Origin of the sequence: Mycobacterium pinniadriaticum (assembly GCF_026242045.1) — a bacterium.
In the GTDB taxonomy this organism is placed as follows: domain Bacteria; phylum Actinomycetota; class Actinomycetes; order Mycobacteriales; family Mycobacteriaceae; genus Mycobacterium; species Mycobacterium pinniadriaticum.
This window is the reverse complement of sequence record NZ_JAPJDO010000005.1, coordinates 18375-38574: the sequence shown is the minus strand read 5'-3', so window position 1 is coordinate 38574 and position 20200 is coordinate 18375. Positions and strand designations below refer to the sequence as shown.

The following is a 20200-nucleotide window of genomic DNA, read 5'->3' as shown; positions in this document are numbered from 1 at the left end:
CTTCGGCGCCCGCGACCAGGAAGAGCCCCCCGACCGCCAGCCGGATCACACCGGGCTCCGCAGCTCGCCGAGGACGAGGCGAAGAGCTCGTTCGGCGGCTTCCCGATGCCCCTCGTTCATCACGTGGGTGCTGAACCGGGCTTCGGCGAACAGAGTGACGAGTTCGGTTGCGCTGCCGGCGTGGATCGCTTCGTGCTCGACCGCGCGGGCCAGTACCTCCGATGGGGTGTCCGACTCCTGCGGCGCAGCGCCCGGCGCGCGGGCCAGCGCGTGTTCCATCGCCGCGTAGCACGCGATGATGGCCTCTCGTGGTTCACGGCTGAGATCACCGACCTCGGCCAGACCGCGTTCGGCGGCCAGGGCCAGCGATCCCGGACCCGCCGGCAGTGGTTCGGCTCCGGAGTCCGCGCCGACGGGCGAAGCCGACTCCGGATGGCGGCCGCGTATCCGCTGCACGACCATTCCGATGACGGCGACGACCGTCAGCACCGCCATGGCGGACACCAGGTACCAGAAGACCCAGGAGGGACTGTCACCGGCGTTGGGCCGCGGCGCCGCTGGATGCGGGGCGGTGCTGTGGTCGGGCGGCGCCGAGCCGGACGGTGGCGGCGCGCCCCGAAACTGCGGCAGCCGCATGCGGGCGAGCAGCGCGGCGACCAGCAGCCAGGCCAGGATCACGGCGAGGACGATCAGCAGGAAGCGCCAGTTGCGCCGATCCCCGCTGCCGCCACCGCCGGGGAGGTCACGGCGAGCGGCCGGCCTGGCCCGTTGTGGGTCGCGCAGCGACGTCACGATCGACACGATGATGACGAGCACGCAGGCCGTCACCAAGGCCAGTAGCCCCAGCAGGCCCGCCGTGCCGCCGGCCGGTTGTTCGCGCTCGGCGGGCTGTCCGCCGGGCAGACGTCCACGCAGCGCTATCCCCAGCAGCAGCACCAGCGCGACCAGTGCGGCCACCCGCACTTTGGCTCGCCTGGTCTCGGGCATCCGTGAACCGCCTACGCGGTGCGAACCTCGAAGTCGGTGACCACCGGCGCGCGCAACAGCTCGCGGCGCCGGCCGGGATGCCACGGGAAGATATACCAGCTGTTGCACCCGCTGGCCCAGATCGTTTGCGGTAGAGCCGCTTTGATGTCCTCGTTGTACTCATCGGCGGCTGCTTCGGTGGGTGCGGCGCTGGCGACCCGGCCGGCCCGGATCCGCTCGATCCACCACATCGCACAATCGGCCTGGTCCTCGGCGACCGGAACCAGCGACTGACCCGGAATATCGGGAACGCGCGGCACCCGCAGGAACCCCGTCGCGGTGACCAGCACGTCGCACTCGTCGGCGACGCGGCACAGGTACGCCTGGATCTCGCCGCCGGGCGGCAGCATCCGCGACCACTCCGCGTTCGGGAAGAAGGAGTAGCCGTAGAACGGTGACGGGATGTCGCGGTGCAAGCCGGGATAGGTGTTGTCCCGCCAGGTTCCACCGACGTCGTCGGCCTTCTCGTAGATGACGAACGAGTCGATACCGGCGTCGTGCAGCTTGATCGCCATGCCGAGGCCGGACATCCCGGCGCCGATGATCCCCACCCGCGGTGTGGCTGCCCTCGCCATCGCCTGAACATACGCCCGTACGGTGGACCGGTGAAGCGAATGCGCGACGACGACGCGTGCCCGGGTGCCCTGCAGGTGCACCAGGCCGCCGACGGCGCGCTGGCCCGGGTGCGGTTGCCCGGCGGGATGATCACCGCGGCGCAGCTCGAAGCGCTGGCGCATGTCGCGACCGAGTTCGGCAACGGCACCCTGGAGCTGACCGCGCGGGGCAATCTGCAGCTGCGTGCCGTCCGGGATACCGCAGTGGTCGCCGAGGCGGTGGCCGCGGCCGGCCTACTGCCCTCGCCGACCCACGAACGGGTGCGCAACATCGTCGCCTCCCCGCTGTCCGGCCGGGTCGGCGGATTGGCCGACGTACGGTCGTGGGTGGCCGAACTCGACGCCGCCCTCCAGGCCGACCCGGACCTGGCCCGGCTGCCCGGCCGGTTCCTGTTCGGCATCGACGACGGACGCGGCGACATCTCCGGCCTGGGTGCCGACGTGGGCGCGCACGTACTCGACGAGGGCGTGACGCTGCTGCTGGCCGGTCGCGACACCGGGATCCGGCTCCCGCCGGGTGACGTGGTGACGGCACTGGCCACGGTCGCCCGTCGCTTCGTCACGATCCGTGGAAAGGCCTGGCGGATAGCCGAATTGAATGATCCGTCGGCATTGGTCTCGGATTTTCCGGCAACCGCGTCAGCCGGGGCGACCTACCCACCGGTGCCGCGCCCACCGGTCGGCTGGATCGCCCAGGAGGACGGCCGGGTCACGCTGGGGGCGGCGATCCCCCTGGGCGTGCTCGCGGCCAGGCAGGCCGAGTTCGTCGCCGCCATCGACGCACCGGTGGTCATCACCCCGTGGCGTTCCTTGCTCATCTGCGAGCTGACCGAGGCGGTCGCCGACACGTCGCTGCGGGTCCTCGCCCCGATGGGGCTGGTGTTCGACGAGAACTCACCCTGGCTGGACGTGAGTGCCTGCGTGGGCAGCCCCGGATGCGACAAGTCACTGGCCGACGTGCGAGCCGAGGCGACCCGGGTTGCCACCGGGGACGTGGACGGGCCGGCCGGCGGCCATGTGCATTACGTCGGCTGCGAACGGGCGTGTGGCAGCCCCCCGGCCGGGCGGGTGCTGGTGGCGACCGCAGAGGGGTTCTACGAGCGGAAACCCGGGGTCGTAGGGTGATCGGGTGCTCGACTACATTCGCGACGCCGCCGAGATCTACCGGCAGTCGTTCGCGACGATTCGCGCCGAAGCTGACCTGACGCCGTTCCCCGAGGATGTCGCGCGGGTCGTCGTCCGGCTGATCCACACCTGTGGGCAGGTCGACGTCGCCGAGCACGTGGCCTTCACCCCCGGTGTGGTGACCGCGACGCACACCGCCCTGCTGGCCGGGGCGCCGATCCTGTGCGACTCGTCGATGGTCGCCGCGGGAATCACCGCCGCCCGGCTGCCCGCCGGCAACGAGGTGGTGTCGCTGGTCGCCGATCCGCGGGCCGCCGAACTGGCCCAGCGGCGGCAGACCACCCGGTCGGCGGCCGGTGTGGAGTTGTGGGCTGATCGGCTGCCCGGGGCGGTGGTGGCCGTCGGCAATGCCCCGACCGCGTTGTTCCGGTTGCTGGAACTCGTCGACGACGGAGTGCCCGGCCCGGTGGCGGTGCTCGGCGGGCCGGTCGGATTCGTCGGCTCCGCGCAATCCAAGCAGGAGCTGATCGAGCGGCCGCGCGGGATGGAGTATTTGGTGGTGACGGGTCGTCGGGGCGGCAGTGCGATGGCCGCCGCCGCGGTGAACGCGATCGCGAGTGAGCGGGAATGACCGGCGTGCTTTACGGCGTCGGCCTCGGTCCCGGCGATCCGGAGCTGGTGACGGTCAAGGCCGCCCGCATCGTCGGCGCCGCCGACGTGGTGGCCTACCACAGCGCGCGGCACGGTCGCAGTATCGCCCGGCGCATCGCCGAGCCGTATCTGCGGGCCGGCCAGATCGAGGAACATCTGGTCTACCCGGTGACCACCGAGACCACCGAACACCCCGGCGGCTACGCCGGCGCGATGGAGGACTTCTACCGGGAGTCGGCCGAGCGGATCGCCGTCCATCTGGATGCCGGGCGCGATGTCGCGCTGCTGGCCGAGGGCGATCCGCTGTTCTACAGCTCCTACATGCACATGCACACCCGCCTCACCGAACGCTTCAGCGCGGTCATCATTCCGGGCGTCACGTCGGTGAGCGCCGCGTCGGCGGCGATCGCCACTCCCCTGGTCACCGGCGACGAGGTGCTCTCGGTATTGCCCGGCACCATGGGAGTGCGCGAGCTGGCCCGCCGCCTCACCGACGCCGACGCGGCGGTGGTGCTCAAGCTGGGACGCTCCTATCCCCATGTGCGGGAAGCACTTTCGATGGCGGGTCGCCTCGATGACGCGTTCTATGTCGAGCGGGCCAGCACCGACGCGCAGCGGGTACTGCCGGCCGGCGAGGTCGATGCCGACGGGGTCCCGTACTTCTCGCTGGCGATCCTGCCCGGAGGTGGTCGGGTGAAGCCCGCTGTCGGCGGCGTCGCCGTCGTCGGCCTCGGCCCGGGCGATGTGGACTGGATGACGCCGCAGAGCCGTCACGAGCTGGCCGCGGCCACCGACCTGATCGGCTACGGACCGTACCTGGACCGGGTACCCGCACAGCCCGGGCAACGGCGGCACCCCAGCGACAACACCGACGAGCCCGCGCGGGCGCGGCTGGCCTGCGAGCTGGCCGAGCAGGGCCGCGCGGTCGCGGTGGTGTCCTCGGGCGATCCGGGCGTGTTCGCGATGGCGACCGCCGTGCTCGAGGAGGCCAAGCAGTGGCCGAGCGTCGCGGTGCGGGTGATCCCGGCGATGACGGCCGCCCAGGCCGTCGCCAGTCGGGTCGGCGCACCGCTGGGGCACGACTACGTGGTGCTCTCGTTGTCCGACCGGCTCAAACCGTGGGACATCATCGCCGCCCGCCTGTCGGCTGCCGCGGCGGCGGACCTGGTGCTGGCGATCTACAACCCGGCATCCAAGAGCCGCACCTGGCAGGTGGCCGCGATGCGCGACCTGCTGCTGGAACACCGGGAACCCGGCACGCCGGTGGTGATCGGGCGTGATGTCGCCGGGCCGCGCGAATCGGTGAAGGTCGTGCGGTTGGGCGACCTGGATCCCGCCGATGTCGACATGCGCTGCCTGCTGATCGTCGGCTCGTCACAGACGCAGTGGTACGGCGACACGGTGTTCACGCCGCGGCGCTACCCGGCCTGACAAATTTCTTTGGGCTCATTAGCCACAGCAGTCACAATCCGACCGGATCTGTCATGATATCGAACTAATGTTCGAACCATGTTGGAAGCGCTGGAGGACGTGCTGACCGCCTGGGACAAAGTGGTGGCATTACCGGCGAATCCGATGGCCGCCCCCGAACTACTGTCCGTGCTCGAACGGGTGGAGCGGCTGCGCCGGCTACTGCCCGCGGTCGAACACACCGTCCTGACACAGCTGCAAGCACAGACCACACCGGTCGACGTGGGCGCCAAGTCCTGGCGCACCGTGCTCACCCACCGGCTCGGCATCAGCGGCGCCGACGCCAGTCGGCGGCTGACCGAGGCCGCCGAGTTGGCGCCACGACATTCCCTCACCGGACAAGCACTTCCACCGGCACTCCCCACAACTGCTGCGGCGCAAGCCCGCGGGGAAATCGGCATCGACCACGTGTCCGTTATCCGGTCATTCATGGACCATCTGCCCGCATCCGTCGATGCGGCAACGCGCGAGCATGCCGAAGCGCAATTGGGCGGGCTGGCCGGCGGTCTCACCCCGGAAGGACTGCGCAAACTCGCCCACCAGCTGATGGCCATGATCAACCAGGACGGCGACCTCGACGACGAGCGCGAACAGGCCCGCAAACGCGGCGTGAGCATCGGCCCACAACAAATCGACGGCATGAGCAAGATCACCGGCTGGGTGGACCCGGAACTGCGGGCTGCCCTGGACGCCATCTTCGCGAAGCTCGCCGCGCCCGGCTACTGCAACCCCGGTGACGAGAATCCGTGCGTGGACGGCACACCCACCGAAGACCAGATCAGCGGTGACCTGCGATCTACCGGACAACGCACCCACGACGCACTGAAGACCGTGTGCATGGCCATGCTCTCCTCCGGGCAGCTCGGTCAGCACAATGGCCTACCCGTCACCATCGTGGTCACCACTACCCTCGAAGAGCTGACCTCTGCTGCTGGGCTGGCCCATACCGGCGGGGGCAGCTACGTGCCCATACCGACAGTCATCCGGATGGCCGCGCACGCCCACCCCTACCTGACGGTGTTCGAATCGCCGAAAGAGATCAAGCTGTACCACGGGCGTGCCCGCCGTACCGCCTCTCCCGGACAACGGCTCGCCCTCTACGCCCTCGACAAGGGATGTACCAAGCCGGACTGCACCGCACCGGCCTACCAATCCCAGGTCCACCACGCGGCCCGCGACTTCGCCCACGGCGGCAATACCGACATCAACGAACTCACCCTGGCCTGCGGCTGCGACAACCGCATGGTCAACGACGGCCCCGCCGGCTGGACCACCCGAAAACACCGAAGAGACAACAAAACCGAATGGATACCACCGCCGCACCTCGATCGCGGACAAACCCGGGTGAACTACTACCATCACCCCGAGGAGCTCCTCTGCTCCGACGAATGAGACAGCAGACCCGCCCCGTCGTTATTGCTCCAGGCCCGCAACCCAGGCGGCGGCTTCCTCGACGGTGCCCACCACATCCACTCCGGCGGGCAGCGGCGGCCGGTCGATCATCACCACGGCGACACCCAGATCCGCCGCGGCCCGCAGCTTGGCCTCGGTCAGCAGACCCCCACTGTTCTTGGTCACCAGCACGTCGATTCTGTTGTCCCGCAACAGCGTGTGCTCGTCGTCGTAGCCGTACGGCCCCCGCGACAGCAGGACCTCATGGTGGACCGGCAGCATGTCGGCGTCGGGCGGGGTGACCACCCTGATCAGGAACCACGCGTCGCTGTCGGCGAACGGGCGCACCCCGGAGCGTCCGGTGGTGAGGAACACCCGGGAATAGTGTTGGTCGGCGACGACGTGGGCGGCCTCGACATCGGAATCCACCAGCACCGCGCCGGCCGGGTCCCAGGCGGGACGGGACAGCACCAGGTGTGGCAGGTCGATTTCGGCGCACACCTGCGCGGCGTGCGCGGTCATGGTCGCCGCGAACGGGTGGGTGGCGTCGACGACGGCGCCGATCTCGTTGTCGCCCAGCCACTGTCGCAGGCCGGTCACGCCGCCGAAGCCGCCGATGCGGACCGGGCCGACCGGCAGCGCCGGATCGGGCACCCGCCCGGCCAGCGAGCTGACGATGTCGTAGTCCGGGTGCAACCGCGTGGCCAGCGCCCGAGCTTCCCCGGTGCCACCCAGCAGCAGGATGCGCATCAGTGCCGGCTCCCCCGGGTTCGGCCCGAGGAATACAGGTAGCTGTCGGTGAACCCTTCGGCGGCGAGCACCTCGCCGACGACGATCACCGCGGTCTTGGTGATCTTTTCGGCGTGCGTCTTGGCCGCGATGTCGGCCAGTGTGCCGCGCAGCACGACCTGCTGCGGCCAGCTGGCGAACGCGACAACGGCGGCCGGAGTATCCGCGCGGTAGCCACCCTCGATCAGCTGCAGCACGATCGCGTCGATCCGGTGCGCGGCCAGGTGCAGTACCAGCGTGGCACCGGGCTTCGACAGCGTGGTCAGGTCCTCGCCGTCGGGCATGGCCGTCGACAGGGTCGCCACCCGGCTCAGCGTCACCGTCTGCGCCACGCCGGGGACGGTGAGCTCCCGCCCGAGCACCGCGGCGGCCGCCGCGAAAGACGGCACGCCGGGCACGATCTCGTAGGAGATGCCGAGTGCGTCGAGCTGGCGGCACTGCTCGGCGAGCGCGCTGTAGATCGAGGGGTCACCGGAGTGCAGCCGGGCCACGTCGAGACCGGCGGCATCGGCGTCGGCCAGCTCGGTGATGATCTGCTCCAGCGTGAGCGGGCCGGTGTCGACCACTTTGGCGTCGGCCGGGCACAGCGCCAACAGGTCGTCCGGCATGATCGAGCCCGCGTACAGGCACACCGGGCAGCGTTGCAGGAGCCGCTGCCCGCGCACGGTGATCAGGTCGGCCGCGCCGGGCCCGGCACCGATGAAGTAAACCGTCACGGCTTGGTCACCACCCACTGGGTGACGGGCAATGCCGGACGCCAGGTGGTGAAAGCGCCCAGCGGTTCGCCCTGGTAGTGCTGGAATCGCCGCAGTTCACCGCCGAATCGTGAATACCACTGGGCGAGAAGCGCTTCGGATTCAACGGTGACGGCGTTGGCGACGAGCCGGCCCCCGACGGGCAGGTGTTCCCAGCACGCTTCCAGCATGCCGGGTTGGGTGACGCCACCACCGATGAAAATCGCCGACGGACGGGGCACTGCATCGACACCGCCGTCGCTGAGCCTGGCGTCGCCGAATGCCTCCGGCGCTTCCCCGTGCACGTCGATGTCGACGACGTGTGCCGACGCGTTCAGCCCGATGAATGTCTTTCGTTTCTCGTCGCGCTCGAACGCCACCGCGGTGCAGCCGGGCCAGGCGCGGCACCACTCGACGGAGATGCTGCCGGATCCGGCGCCGACGTCCCAGAGTCGCCCGCCGGGCCGGGGCGCGAGCGCCGCAAGCGTAGCCAGGCGGATGGGCTGTTTGGTGAGTTGTCCGTCGCTGGTGAAGCTGCCGTCGGCCAGCCCCCACACTCTGCCCTCCGGCAGATAGCGGACGGCGATCACGTGCAGGTCGTCGATGTCGTCGGGCACCGAGTCAACCCAGTCCCGTGCGATGGCGTCGTGGCGGCGTTCGCCCGGGCCGCCGAGCTGCTGCAGCACGCTGAGTTCGGAGTCGCCGCGCCCGGAGTTGGTGAGCGCGATCGCCAACGCCCGCAGCGCGGCCCGCCCGGTCGACAGCACGATCGCCGTGCCACCGTGGCGCACCGCCGTGCGCGGTTGCGCGGTCATCAGGCTGATGACTTCGGTGTCCTGGACCGACCACCCCAGCCGCGCGCACGCCAGCGTCACACTCGACACGTGCGGCAGCACCGTCACCCGGTAGGCGCCACACATTCGGATGATGGCGGCGCCGATGCCGTGCAGCATCGGGTCTCCGCTGGCGACGACGTGTGCGTCGCCGGCGGTCGAGTCGCGCAGCGTCCGCACCGTGTCCATGAGCGGCTTGCCCCACTCCCGGCGCTCGGCGGTGACCGACTCGTCCAGCAGGTCCAGCTGGCGCCGCGATCCGTAAATGACTGTGGCCCTGCGCAATTCGGCGCTCGACGCCGGCGCCAGCCCTGCCATACCATCGGCTCCGATGCCGACCACGATGATGCGGCTCACCGGGGCATCCTCCGCCACACGAAGCGCGGTGTCAGCCGAAACGCGAACGCCAGGATGGCCAACGGCGCGGGCACCCACACCGTGCCACGGCCCTTGTGCAGCGCCCGCGCCGTCGCGCCGGCCACCTGGGCCGGCGTGCTGGACAGCGGTGCGGGATCCATGCCCGTGGTCATCCGCCCGATGACGAAACCCGGCCGCACGATCAGCAGTCGCACCCCGCTGCCGTGCAACGAGTCGGCCAGCCCGCTGGCGAACGCGTCGAGCCCGGCCTTGGCCGATCCGTAGACGTAGTTGGCCCGCCGGGCCCGCACCCCCGCGATCGAGGAGAACACCACCAGTGCTCCCCGGCCGCCGGTCCGCATCGCGGTGGCCAGGTGGGTCAGCAGGCTGATCTGCGCGACGTAGTCGGTCTGCACGACCGCCACGGCATGGCCGGCGTCAGCTTCGGCGCGGGCCTGATCGCCCAGGATCCCGAACGCCAGCACCGCCGTGCCGATCGGCCCGTGCTCGGCCACCAGCTTGTCGACCAGAGAGCCGTGCGCGGTGAGGTCGTCGGCGTCGAACTCGACGGTGTGCACGGCCGTCGCTCCCGCGGCACGCAGCGCCCTGACCTGCTCATCGAGCCGGTCGGCACGCCGGGCCGCCAGCACCACGGTGGCGCCCGGCGCCAGCCGCACGGCGAGCTCGACGCCGATCTCGCTGCGGCCGCCGAAAATCACGACCGGACCGGCCCCCGTGTCATTCACGGCTGTGATTATTCACTGCGCTAGCGTGGACGTTGATGGGCAACTCAACGACCCGGCTGACCAGCGACGCGCTGGCATTTCTCACTGAACGCCACCTCGCGATGCTGACGACCCTGCGGGCGGACAGTTCACCGCACGTGGTGGCCGTCGGCTTCACCTTCGATCCCAAGACCCACATCGCCCGCGTCATCACCAGCGACGGTTCGCAGAAGGCCATCAACGCCGAGCGGTCCGAAGTCGGCGTGCTGTCCCAGGTCGACGGCGCTCGGTGGCTGTCGCTGGAGGGTCAGGCCAGCGTCAACCGCGATCCGACCGCGGTTCGTGACGCCGAGCTGCGCTACGCCCAGCGCTACCGCACCCCGCGGGTCAACCCCAAGCGGGTGGTCATCGAGGTGCATGTGACCCGGGTGCTGGGGTCCTCGGGGCTGCTCGACCACTCGAAGACCGGCTAGACCGGCACCACCGTCAGCTCGTGCGGGCCGGTGTTGACGGCCAGTGCGCCGTCGGCGGTGACGATCACGATGTCCTCGATGCGGGCGCCCCACCGGCCCGGGAAATAGATGCCGGGCTCGACGGAGAACGCCATCCCCTCGGTCAGCGGCAGGTCATTGCCCGCCACGATGTAGGGCTCCTCATGCACCGACAGCCCGATACCGTGCCCGGTGCGGTGCACGAAATACTCAGCCAGACCGGCGTCGGCCAGCACGTCACGGGCGGCGGCGTCGACCTGCTCGGCGGTCACGCCCGGGCGCACGGCCTCGACAGCGGCGGCCTGGGCGCGTTGTAGCACCGCGTACTGTTCGGCGATCTCGGTGTTGGGCTCACCAAGGCTGTAGGTCCGGGTGCAGTCGGAGTTGTAGCCGGGAGCGTACGGTCCGCCGATGTCGACGACCACGATGTCGCCGGTCTGCAACACCCGATCGGAGCATTCGTGGTGCGGGTCGGCACCGTGCGGACCGGAGCCCACGATGATGAACGCCACCTCTGAATGACCCTCGTTAACAATGGCTTTGGCGATGTCACCCGCGACGTCGGCTTCGGTGCGGCCGGGCACCAGAAAATCCGGCACCCGCGCGTGCACCCGGTCGATCGCGGCGCCGGCCTTGCGTAGCGCGTCGATCTCGGCCGGGTCCTTGACCATCCGCAGTGTCCGCAACACGTCAGTGGCCAGCACCGGCACCGATCCGAGCCGCTCGGCCAGGGGCAGCAGGTGCAGGGCCGGCATCGAGTCGGTCACCGCGACCCGTGCGTGGCCGCCGAGTGCAACGGCCACCACGTCGTAGGGGTTTTCGCCGTCCACCCAGTCCTGCACCGGCAACCCCAGGTCGACGACGGCGGATTCCTTCAGCGAGGCCAACTCCAGGCGCGGCACCACCACCGTCGGCTGGCCAGCGGCCGGCACCACCAGCGCGGTCAGCCGCTCGAAGGTCTGGGCCGCCGAACCGACCAGATAGCGCAGGTCATACCCCGGGGTGATGACCAGGCCGGCCAGCCCGGCGTCGGCGGCCGCGGCCGCGGCGGCGGTCAGCCGGCGGGCGTAGACATCGCTGCTGAAACGGCCGGCGGCGGAATGATTGCGCCGCTCCTCCTCATCGCTACGTTCTGCATCGTCGTCGGCGCTCATGCCAGCCAGGCTAGCGGCAGGCATACGATGACGCGATGCTGCGCGACATCCGTGAGCTCGCCGACGACCCCGCGGCCTACGCCGCCGAACTGAACCGCCGCTGGGGCGGGTTGCTCAGCTACCGTTACCTGGGCCGCAGTTACTCGTCGATGGACGTCGACGCCCGCGACACCGTCGCGATCCGCCACGACATGCGTAACCCGACCGGCGGCCTTCTGCTCGCCGTGCTCGGCATCGTCTCGCCGGACAGCGGGCTGGTCTCCGATCTCGAGGCGGTGCCCAACCCGGTGATCCACTCCATCCAGGTGCTCGACCCCGGCCGCGATGTCCGCCGTATCGAGATCCAGTCCGAAGACCTCAAACGCGGCAGGCAGCTGGCCTACAGCCGATCTCGGATCATCGATGCCGACAACCCGGCGCGGGTGCTGGCTCTCAACGAAGGACAGGGCATCAGCATCGGCGTTCCGCCCGAGGGGCTGGGAAAGATGGAACTCAACCCGATCGAGGTCATCGACTCCCCCGACCTGCCGCCGCTGTGGCAGGTGTTCGGCGCGGGCCGGCGGCCCTCCGGGGCGTGGGCGCTGCCAGAACTGTCTGTCGAGGTGGCCTCCCCGGACGCGGCGCTGCACGTCGGCCCGCAGTTCGTGGTGGCCGAAACCGCGGCGCTGGACGCCGCGGCCACGGTCGCGGGCACCGACCGGCTGCAGGGCGTCAGCTCGCACGTGATGTTCCTGTCGCGCGGCAAATTCGGACCGTTCCGCGTTGACGCCGAACCCATCGCCGGTGCCGACGGCACGGTCGCGGTCCGCACCACCCTGCACGACGAGGGCGCCGGCGACAAGCCGATCACCACCGGGTCGTACCTGTTCTCGGTTGGGCGGTAACCGATGTCCGCACCGGTGATGCTGCTCGACGGCGCCAGCATGTGGTTCCGTTCGTTTTTCGGCGTGCCGTCGTCGATCACCGCGCCCGACGGCAGGCCGGTCAACGCCGTGCGCGGCTTCCTCGACAGCGTGGCAACGCTCATCACCCGGGAGCGCCCGGCCCGGCTGGTGGTCTGCCTGGATCTGGACTGGCGTCCGCAGTTCCGGGTCGACGCGATCCCGTCGTACAAGGCGCACCGGGTGGCAGTCCAAAAAGATTCGGAAATGCCCAGTGGCGAAGCGGATGTCGAGGAGGTGCCCGACGAACTCAGCCCGCAGGTCGAGATGATCATGGAGCTGCTCGATGCGTTCGGGATCGCCACCGCGGGCGCCGACGGCTTCGAGGCCGACGATGTACTGGGCACCCTGGCCTCCGCCGAGCAGCACGATCCGGTGGTGGTGGTCAGTGGCGATCGCGATCTGCTGCAGTTGGTCGGCGATGAACCGGTGTCAGTGCGGGTGCTGTACCTGGGTCGGGGATTGTCGAACGCGACGATGTTCGGGCCGAACGAAGTCGCCGAGCGCTACGGGGTGCCGGCCCACCGGGCGGGACCCGCCTACGCCGAACTGGCTCTGCTGCGCGGCGATCCGTCCGACGGGCTGCCCGGAGTACCGGGTGTCGGGGAGAAGACCGCCGCCACCCTGCTCACCCAATATGAGTCGCTGGCCGACATCCTGGCGGCCGCGCACGATCCGAAATCCAAGCTGTCCAAGGCCTTTCGCGCCAAGCTGCTGGCCGCCACCGATTACATCGAAGCGGCCGGGCCGGTGGTACAGGTGGCCCGCGATGCGCCCGTCGAATTCTCCACCCCCGACGACCGGCTGCCGCTGGCCGCCGCCGACCCGGCCCGGGTCGCCGATTTGGCGCACGCCTACGGCGTCGGTTCGTCGATCGGGCGGCTACAGAAAGCGCTGGACGCGCTCTAATTCGCCGCGAGCGTGCGTGTCGGTCCGCTGACACGCCGCGGCAGCGGGCACTTCATGCACGCTCGCGCGAAGTTGCGGCCTACTTGGGCCGGCCGACCTCGTAGGTGCCCTTGTCATCCTGGAACGTCACCGTCACCTGGCGCTTGGTGCCGTCGATGCTCACCTCGCAGGTGAACGTGTCACCCTTCTTGACCGTCGGGTTCTGGCCGTTGTTGCACTTGACGTCCTTGACGTTCTTGGCACCGTAGCCGTTGGTCTCGTCGGTGAGGATCTGCTGCACACCCTGCTGGGCCTTGCCGATGTCCAGCTTCGTGGTGACGAAGAAGCCGGGCTTCCAGAAGCCCAGGATGAGCACCACGACGACGAGGAGCGCGGCCAGCACGCCGACCACCGTGCCGATCACGGCCATGGACTTCTTGGCGGCCTCGTCGCCGCCGGGCTGCGGGTACGGGGCGTACTGCCCCGGCTGGCCGGGCTGCGGTGGGTACTGACCGGTCTGGGGGTACTGGCCGTACTGCGGTTGACCGTACTGGCCGGGCTGCGGCGGTTGACCGTACTGACCCGGCTGGCCGTAGCCGCCCGGGTACTCGGCCGGGGCCTGGTAGGGCTGCTGCGGGTAGGCCTGCGGCGGCTGCTGACCGTACTGCGGGTACTGCTGCTGGGTGTAGGCGGGCGGCTGCCACGCCGGAGGCTCGGCCGTCGGCTGCTGCCAGGCCGGGGTCTCACCGGCCGGCGTCTCCGGCTGCTGCCAGGACGGCGCAGCGGTCGTGGGCTGCTCGGAGCCGGGGGCGGGCTGATCCTGACCCTGCGCGGGCTGGCCCTGCCAGGGATTGGGGTCAGATCCCTGCGGTCCGCTCATCGTCTCTCCTTGATCTGGTCGCAAGTCGCCGCTCCCACCGTAGCGGTTGCCTCACCCTACCCGCCATCAACAGCGACGACGCCGCGCCGGATGTCGTCGATGGCGCGTTTCGCGTTGCCCCGCAGCCCGGCTTGCGGCCCTGCGTTACGCACCTGGTCGAGCAGGTCGAGCACCTGTCGGCACCACCGCACGAAATCGCCCGCGGGCAGCGGTGTGCCGCCACCGGCCACATCGGAGGCGGCCAGGGCCGCCGCCAGGTCGCCCGTCGTCGCCCACCGGTACACAGCGGCGACGAACCCTTCGTCCGGCTCACGCGACGGGGCGATCCGGTGCCGGTTCTCGTCGGCACGCAACTGCCCGGACAGCCGCCTCGTCTCGACCAGGGCGCGGCGCACGTTGGCGGTGGGCATCTCGATCGTGTGGGCCGGCGTGGGGCCGTCACCGCCGCGCGTCTCGAAGACCATCGCCGAGAGCACCGCGGCGAGCTCGGCCGGCGCAAGCCCCTTCCAGATCCCCTTGCGTAGACATTCGGCCACCAACAAGTCGCTCTCGCTGTAGATGCGCGCCAGCAGCCGGCCGTCGGCGGTCACCCGGAAATCGTCGCCCCGCGCCTGCCCCAGGGTGATGAACCCGCGCTCGGTCAGCAGCCCGACGATCCGGTCGAAGGTACGGGCCAGCGAGTTGGTCGCCGCGCTGACCTTGTTGCGGAGCTGCTCGTTGTCGCGTTCCACCCGCAGATAACGCTCGCCGATGCGCACCCTGGCCTCCCGATCGGCCAGCCCGTGGGCGGAGTGTTTCCGCATCGCCTCCCGCAACTTCATCAGCTCCGGGTCGATATCCGAGGGCTCATCGGGGTCACCCCGACGTTTGCGGCCCGAGGGCACCACCAGCCCGGACGCGGCCGACCGCAGCGCCGACGCCAGGTCGCGACGAACCCTCGGCTGGCGATGCTCGACCCGCTTGGGCAGCGTCATCGACCCGATCCGGGACGCCGCCCCCGCGAAGTCGGCCGAGGAAATCCTTCCGGCCCAATGACTTTCGGTCAGAACCAGGGGGCGCGGATCGGATGGATCGTTGGCCGCCTCCAGCACGACGGCCAATCCGCCCCGGCGGCCGTGGGTGATGTTGATGATGTCGCCGCGGCGCAGTGCCGTCAACGCGTCGGCGGCGACCTGCCTGCGCTGCAGCCGTGACGCCCGGGACTGCGCCCGCTCCCGTTCGCTGATCTTGGCCCGCAGCCGGACGTAGTCCAGGATGGGCGGCTCGCGGTCGGGGTGCGCCCGGCGGTCCCAGCCCAACTCGGTGGCGATCTCGCCGAGCATCTTCTCGCCGCGCTCGATACCGCGGACCAGTCCCACGACCGACCGGTCGGCCTGATATTGCGCGAAGGACCGCTCCAAGAGCTGGTGGGCCTGCTCCGGGCCCATCTGGTTCACCAGATTGATCGTCATGTTGTAGGACGGCGCGAACGAGCTCCTCAGCGGAAATGTTCGGGTCGACGCGAGTCCGGCGACTTCGGCGGGCTCCGTGTCCGGGTGCCACAGCACCACGGCATGACCCTCGACGTCGATCCCGCGCCGCCCCGCGCGGCCGGTCAGCTGGGTGTACTCCCCCGGTGTCAGCGGCAGGTGCTGTTCGCCGTTGAACTTGACCAGCTTTTCCAGCACGACGGTGCGGGCAGGCATGTTGATGCCCAGCGCCAGCGTCTCGGTCGCGAAGACGGCCTTGATCAGACCCGCGGTGAACAATTCCTCCACCGTGTGCCGGAAGATCGGCAGCATGCCCGCGTGATGGGCCGCCAGCCCCCGAAGCAGGCCCTCGCGCCACTCGTAGTAGTCCAGCACGGCCAGATCGGCATCGGCGAGATCACCGCACCGTCGATCGATCACCGCGGCGATCCGCTCCCGGTCGGCGTCGGTGGTCAGCCGCAGCGAGCTGCGCAGGCACTGTTTGACCGCGGCGTCGCAGCCGGCGCGGGAGAAGATGAACGTGATCGCCGGCAGCAGCCCCTCGCGGTCGAGTGTGGCGATGACGTCGGGACGCGACGGCGGGCGGTAGAGGCCCGAACCGCCGGGCCCGCCGCGCCGAGGCCCGCGGCGGCGCGGCTCCCAGTCGGTGAGGCGCTGCGCCTCGCGCCGATGGGCGATGTGACGGATCAGGTCGGGATCGACGAGGTGCTGCTTGCCTTCGCGGTCATAGTCGAAGAGATCGAAGAGCCGCTTGCCGACCAGGACGTGCTGCCACAGCGGCACCGGTCGGTGCTCGTCGACGACGACGGTGGTATCGCCGCGCACGGTCTGGATCCAGCCACCGAACTCCTCGGCATTGCTCACCGTCGCCGAGAGGCTGACCAATCGCACATCCTCGGGCAGGTGCAGGATCACCTCTTCCCACACCGCGCCGCGCATCCGGTCGGCCAGAAAGTGCACCTCGTCCATCACCACATGGGACAACGCCCGCAATGTTTCGGATCCGGCGTACAGCATGTTGCGCAGCACCTCGGTGGTCATCACCACGATCGGCGCAGCACCGTTGACCGACTGGTCGCCGGTCAGCAGGCCGATCCGCTCCGCGCCGTAGCGGCGCACCAGATCGTTGTGTTTCTGGTTGCTCAGCGCCTTGATCGGCGTGGTGTAGAAGCACTTTCGGCCCGCCGCCAGCGCAAGGTGCACCGCGAACTCGCCGACGACGGTCTTGCCGGCACCGGTCGGCGCGCAGACCAGCACGCCGTCGCCGCGTTCGAGCGCCTCACACGCCCGGGTCTGGAACGGATCGAGTCGAAACGTCAGCAACTCGCTGAACTGTTCGAGCTGAGACGCTCCGGCCAGCTGCGGGTCGCTGCGCTCTCCCCCGCCGCTAGGTGACGTCGTCATGGTGCGCCGCGAAGGTCGCCGGGGCGGCTACCGGGGCCGGCGCCTCGATGGGCGCGGCCTGGTCATCCGGAATCTCGGCCCGCGCCTCCCGCTTGGCCTTGCGCCGATCCTGCAGTCGGGCGATCTGGATGGCGAACTCCAGCAGCAGCGACAACGCCAAGCCCAGCGCCAGCATCGAGAAGGGATCCGATCCCGGGGTGGCGAAGGCGGCGAACACGAACACCCCGAAGATCAGGCCGCGGCGCCACGACTTGAGCCGGGTGTAGGGCAAAACGCCCACCAGGTTCAGCATGATGATCAGCAGCGGGAATTCGAAGCTGACCCCGAAGATCAGCAGCAGGTTGATCAGAAAGCCGAAATACTGGTCGCCCGACAGCGCGGTGACCTGCACATCGCTGCCAACGGTCAGCAAGAAGTGCAACGCCTTGGACAACACGAAGTACGCCAGCACGGTGCCGGACACGAACAGCAGTGCCGCGAAGAATACGAACACCGACGCGAAGCGACGCTCGTTGCGGTACAGCCCCGGGGTGATGAACGCCCACAGTTGATGCAGCCACACCGGGCAGGCCAGCACGATGCCCGCCGTCAGGCCGACCTTCAGTCGCAGCATGAACTGGTCGAACGGCGCGGTCGCCAGGAGCCGGCAACCACCGTCGGCGCTGATATCGGCACGGGCCGACTGGGGCAGCGAGCAATAGGGCTCGCGCAGCCAATCCCCCAGGCTCTCGATGCCCAAGAAACCGTGGCTGTACCAGAGGAAACCGATCACGGTGGTAAGCGCGACGGCGGCCAGCGAGATCAGCAGCCGCGTCCGCAACTCCCGGATGTGATCGACCAGGGACATCGTCCCGTCCGGGTTGGTGCGACTGCGGCGTTGTCGTGGATCCAGCCGCGACAGGATTTTAGGGGTGCGCACGGCAGCGTCTTACTACGGCGCGTGGGCGCCTGTTCGTTGTCGGGTTCAGGCCGGTTTGGCGTCGGTGTGGCTTTGGCCCGGCGGTGTCACCGGCGCCTCGACCCGCTCGGACTGAACCTGCGTGGGGGGCTGCGCGGGCGTGACGGGGGTATCCGCCTTGCTCTCGCTCTGCAGCTCCTTGACCTCGGACTTGAAGATGCGCATCGACTTGCCCAGTGAGCGGGCAGCGTCCGGCAACCTCTTCGAACCGAAGAGCAGCACGACCACCGCGATGAGAATCAGCCAGTGCCACGGTTGTAGAGCACCCAATTCCGTCACCTCCAGACGTCGGTTCGATGCTACCCCACCGGCCCCCTGACGAGCCGGGATGCAGGTCAGCCGACCAGGCCGGCGTAGGCGGCCAATGCCGCCGCCGCGCCCTCGCGCACCCGGGTCACCAGCGGTTCGGGGCCCAGTACCCGGACGTCGGCACCGAATCCGAGCAGCACCCGGGTCATCCACTCCTCGGAGGCGTACGTCATCGCGGCTTTGTGGTAGCCGTCGGGGAGCTCCTCGAGGATCCGCATCGGGTAGTACTCGAGCATCCACGACGCGGTCGGCGCCACCAGCAGGGTCGCGGCCGGTAGGGCGGGGTCGGCGTCGAACAACGACGTGTCCGGCGGGGCCTGCACGGCCGGTTCCGGCGGGACGGCGGCCTCGTCGAGGACGGTCGCCGCCACGATGCGGTCGAACCGGAACAGCCGCACCCCGTCGGCATCGCGCGACCAGGCCTGCAGATAGCTGTGGTCGCCGACCAGGACCACCCGAATGGGGTCGACGACGCGACTCGACAGCGTGTCCCGGGAGGCCGAGTAGTACTCGATGCACAGCGCACGCGCGTCGCGCACCGCCGCGCGGACCGCTGCGGCGGTATCGCTTTCGATCGGCGCCCGCTCCTGGACTGCGGCGGCGGTGTGCGTGTGGTCACCGCTGACGGTGCCCGCGGCCGACTCGATCTTGGCGATCGCGGACAGCGCGGCCTGCGGGTCGACGACACCGGGGATGTCGATCAGCGCACGCAACGCGACCAGCAGACCGGTGGCTTCCGGCGAGGTCAGCCGCAACGGGGAGTCCATTCCCGCCGAGAACGTCACCTTGATGGTGTCGCCGGAGAATTCGAAGTCGATCAGGTCACCCGGCCCGTAGCCCGGCAGCCCGCACATCCAGAGCTGGTCGAGATCCTGCTGGAGTTGCTTGCGGGTCACCCCGAGATCGGCCGCGGCCTCGGCATGGGTGATGCTGGGGTTCGCCTTCAGATACGGCACCATATTCAGCAGCCGGACCAGCCGTGTCGATACCGGTGTCACGGCTCCTCCCCGGCCTGTGCCCGCAGCCGCGCGATCACGTCGTCGCGCAAGGTGTCCGGTTCCAGGACCAGGGCGTCGGCCCCGTAGCCGGCGACCTCGCGGGCGAGCCGGTCCCTGGTGCCGATGTCGAGTTCGATCACCTCACCGGCACGCCCGCCGATGGTGCGGGTGCCCACCGATCTGCCGTTGCGGCGCAACGACATCGCCCGGCCGTCGGCCACCCACACCGAAGCCTGCACACCGCTGGGCGCCTCCCCGATGGCCCGGTCGACGATGGCCCGAAGGTCGACTCCGTCCGGCCGGGTCACAGATCCGGGCACCCCGACGGACTTGATGTCGGCGCCGATGCGAGAAAGCCGAAAGGTCCTGGTGGCGTTGCGGTCCCGATCATGGCCGACGAGATACCAGCGGCCCCGGTCGGTGATCACCCCCCACGGTTCCACGGTCCGCACGGTGTAGGGGGCGGTGGGCAGGGAACGGTGGCGGAATTGCACCGGTTGACCCGAATCGATGGCCGACAACAGGTTTCCCAGCACATCCTCTGATCCGCGCAGCCCGGGCGGTCCTGAGGCGGTGGTGATCGCGACGGCCGCATCCGGATCGACGTCGACTCCGGCCGCCCGCAGTTTCAGCAGCGCACCCTGGGTAGCGGTGATCAGCTCCGGCGACTCCCACAGCTGGGTGGCGATCGCCACGGCGCCTGCCTCCTCGTCGGTCAGCTCGATATCGGGCAGCGCATAGACGTCCCGGTTGATCCGGTACCCCTCGGTAGGGTCGAACGCCGAGACCCGTCCGGTCTCCAGCGGGATGCCCAGATCGCGCAGCTCGTTCTTGTCCCGCTCGAACATCCGGGAGAACGCCTCGTCGCTGGGGCTGTCGGCGTAACCGGCGACACTGGCACGGATACGTTCGGCCGTGATGTAGCCGTGGGTGGACAGCAGCGCGATGACGAGATTCATCAACCGCTCGACCTTGGATGTCGCCACTCGCGA

19 protein-coding genes and 1 pseudogene are annotated in these 20200 nt (G+C 69.7%); 7 read left to right on the top strand and 13 right to left on the bottom strand.

The features are described from left to right. Positions 1-45: 45 nt before the first annotated feature. Both ORI27_RS07740 and ORI27_RS33105 read right to left on the bottom strand, forming a co-directional pair. A complete protein-coding gene (locus ORI27_RS07740; RefSeq protein ID WP_265996290.1) occupies positions 46-987 on the bottom strand; it encodes a DUF4129 domain-containing protein in 942 nt (313 codons plus the stop codon). A 272-nt stretch (positions 988-1259) separates the two neighbouring features. Next, positions 1260-1601, bottom strand: a pseudogene (locus ORI27_RS33105) (NAD(P)-binding protein); the annotation flags it as partial. Between the two features lie 30 nt (positions 1602-1631). On the opposite strand from ORI27_RS33105, the gene cobG reads away from it, so the two are divergent. From cobG to ORI27_RS07715, 4 genes are all read left to right on the top strand, one after another. Beyond that, complete coding sequence (cobG, locus tag ORI27_RS07730; RefSeq protein WP_265996294.1) at positions 1632-2765, top strand: precorrin-3B synthase; 1134 nt, start codon at positions 1632-1634, stop codon at positions 2763-2765. Positions 2766-2769: 4 nt separating this feature from the next. After that, a complete protein-coding gene (locus tag ORI27_RS07725; protein ID WP_265996296.1) occupies positions 2770-3396 on the top strand; it encodes a precorrin-8X methylmutase in 627 nt (208 codons plus the stop codon). Next, positions 3393-4847, top strand: coding sequence for a precorrin-2 C(20)-methyltransferase (locus ORI27_RS07720; RefSeq protein WP_265996299.1), 1455 nt, complete (start codon positions 3393-3395; stop codon positions 4845-4847). The genes ORI27_RS07725 and ORI27_RS07720 overlap by 4 nt, the downstream gene beginning before the upstream one ends. Positions 4848-4925: 78 nt before the next feature. Beyond that, entirely contained in the window at positions 4926-6278 is a 1353-nt protein-coding gene (locus ORI27_RS07715; protein ID WP_265996302.1) for an HNH endonuclease signature motif containing protein, read from the top strand. A gap of 21 nt (positions 6279-6299) precedes the next feature. Here ORI27_RS07715 and ORI27_RS07710 read toward each other — a convergent pair whose 3' ends face one another. Genes ORI27_RS07710 through ORI27_RS07695 form a run of 4 tightly spaced genes read right to left on the bottom strand, consistent with a single transcriptional unit; the run spans position 6300 to position 9737 of the window. After that, on the bottom strand, positions 6300-7028 hold the full coding sequence (locus ORI27_RS07710) for a cobalt-precorrin-6A reductase (protein ID WP_265996305.1): 729 nt from the start codon (positions 7026-7028) through the stop codon (positions 6300-6302). Then, positions 7028-7783: a precorrin-4 C(11)-methyltransferase gene (gene cobM, locus ORI27_RS07705; protein WP_265996307.1), complete on the bottom strand. Its 756-nt coding sequence runs from the start codon at positions 7781-7783 to the stop codon at positions 7028-7030. Before cobM ends, ORI27_RS07710 begins: the two co-directional genes overlap by 1 nt. Further along, the gene (gene cbiE, locus ORI27_RS07700; RefSeq protein WP_265996309.1) at positions 7780-8991 is read right to left on the bottom strand and encodes a precorrin-6y C5,15-methyltransferase (decarboxylating) subunit CbiE; all 1212 of its coding nucleotides are present in this window, start codon (positions 8989-8991) and stop codon (positions 7780-7782) included. The genes cobM and cbiE overlap by 4 nt, the downstream gene beginning before the upstream one ends. Next, positions 8988-9737, bottom strand: coding sequence for an SDR family NAD(P)-dependent oxidoreductase (locus ORI27_RS07695; protein ID WP_265996311.1), 750 nt, complete (start codon positions 9735-9737; stop codon positions 8988-8990). Before ORI27_RS07695 ends, cbiE begins: the two co-directional genes overlap by 4 nt. Positions 9738-9772: 35 nt before the next feature. Here ORI27_RS07695 and ORI27_RS07690 point away from each other — a divergent pair, with 35 nt between their 5' ends. Continuing rightward, complete coding sequence (locus tag ORI27_RS07690) at positions 9773-10189, top strand: F420-dependent biliverdin reductase (protein WP_265996312.1); 417 nt, start codon at positions 9773-9775, stop codon at positions 10187-10189. On the opposite strand, the gene ORI27_RS07685 is transcribed toward ORI27_RS07690, so the two are convergent. Continuing rightward, positions 10186-11361, bottom strand: a complete 1176-nt coding sequence (locus ORI27_RS07685; protein WP_265996313.1) for a M24 family metallopeptidase — start codon at positions 11359-11361, stop codon at positions 10186-10188. The genes ORI27_RS07690 and ORI27_RS07685 overlap by 4 nt on opposite strands. 35 nt (positions 11362-11396) lie before the next feature. On the opposite strand from ORI27_RS07685, the gene ORI27_RS07680 reads away from it, so the two are divergent. Next, positions 11397-12245, top strand: a complete 849-nt coding sequence (locus ORI27_RS07680) for a hypothetical protein (RefSeq protein WP_265996314.1) — start codon at positions 11397-11399, stop codon at positions 12243-12245. A 3-nt stretch (positions 12246-12248) separates the two neighbouring features. Further along, positions 12249-13211, top strand: a complete 963-nt coding sequence (locus ORI27_RS07675) for a 5'-3' exonuclease (RefSeq protein WP_265996315.1) — start codon at positions 12249-12251, stop codon at positions 13209-13211. A 79-nt stretch (positions 13212-13290) separates the two neighbouring features. On the opposite strand, the gene ORI27_RS07670 is transcribed toward ORI27_RS07675, so the two are convergent. The 6 genes from ORI27_RS07670 to ORI27_RS07645 all read right to left on the bottom strand — a co-directional run bounded on the left by ORI27_RS07670 (position 13291) and on the right by ORI27_RS07645 (position 20194). After that, a complete protein-coding gene (locus ORI27_RS07670) occupies positions 13291-14070 on the bottom strand; it encodes a DUF4333 domain-containing protein (protein ID WP_265996317.1) in 780 nt (259 codons plus the stop codon). Between the two features lie 56 nt (positions 14071-14126). Next, positions 14127-16898, bottom strand: coding sequence for a DEAD/DEAH box helicase (locus ORI27_RS07665; RefSeq protein WP_265996374.1), 2772 nt, complete (start codon positions 16896-16898; stop codon positions 14127-14129). A 28-nt stretch (positions 16899-16926) separates the two neighbouring features. Further along, positions 16927-17862 carry a twin-arginine translocase subunit TatC gene (gene tatC, locus ORI27_RS07660; protein ID WP_265996319.1) on the bottom strand — a complete coding sequence of 312 codons (936 nt, stop codon included), beginning with the start codon at positions 17860-17862 and terminating at the stop codon, positions 16927-16929. Between the two features lie 45 nt (positions 17863-17907). Then, positions 17908-18171 carry a Sec-independent protein translocase subunit TatA gene (gene tatA / locus ORI27_RS07655; RefSeq protein WP_265996321.1) on the bottom strand — a complete coding sequence of 88 codons (264 nt, stop codon included), beginning with the start codon at positions 18169-18171 and terminating at the stop codon, positions 17908-17910. Between the two features lie 65 nt (positions 18172-18236). Then, on the bottom strand, positions 18237-19208 hold the full coding sequence (locus ORI27_RS07650) for a helix-turn-helix transcriptional regulator (protein WP_265996322.1): 972 nt from the start codon (positions 19206-19208) through the stop codon (positions 18237-18239). Further along, positions 19205-20194, bottom strand: coding sequence for a helix-turn-helix transcriptional regulator (locus tag ORI27_RS07645; RefSeq protein ID WP_265996323.1), 990 nt, complete (start codon positions 20192-20194; stop codon positions 19205-19207). The genes ORI27_RS07650 and ORI27_RS07645 overlap by 4 nt, the downstream gene beginning before the upstream one ends. Positions 20195-20200 lie beyond the last annotated feature (6 nt).